This window comes from Streptomyces doebereineriae (assembly GCF_031845645.1).
Classification (GTDB): domain Bacteria; phylum Actinomycetota; class Actinomycetes; order Streptomycetales; family Streptomycetaceae; genus Streptomyces; species Streptomyces canus.
Map to the genome: position 1 here is coordinate 1 of NZ_JAVREZ010000367.1, position 439 is coordinate 439.

Consider the following 439-nt stretch of genomic DNA (forward strand, 5'->3'; position numbering starts at 1 on the left):
GCTGGGGCCAACGGGGGTGACTGTCCGTCACGCCGAGGCGCAGTTCCTCGTCCCGTTCCAGGCGCAGATCCACGGTGAAGGTGGGCGACTGGCCGAAGGTGTGCTGGACGGCGTTGGTGGTGAGTTCGGAGATGATCAGCCGGATGGTGTCGGCGAGATCCGTGTCCTCGGAGAGGCCCCATTCGGCCAAGGTGCTGGCCACATATCTGCGGGCCGCTGAGACCGAGACCGGCTCGCTCGGCAGAGTGACGGTTGCTTCCTGATGGTCTGCCATGGCGACGCCGTCCCTTTCGCGCCCCGGCCGACCGGCGGTCGGCCAGGATTGTGCTTCGCGCCAGACTGCCACTGTTGGAGCTCGCTGTAACGACGTTCGACCAAGATATGCATATATCTGTCGCTCGAAGCGGTGAATTCGGGCCCCGTACGGCGTGGACGGAGG

At 65.4% G+C, this 439-nt stretch carries 1 protein-coding gene; it reads right to left on the reverse strand.

Features of this window, described 5'->3' with window-relative positions:
• A partial coding sequence (locus tag RNB18_RS52330; protein WP_311721095.1) for an ATP-binding protein occupies positions 1–274 on the reverse strand: 274 nt, incomplete at its 3' end.
• Between the last annotated feature and the right edge of the window lie 165 nt (positions 275–439).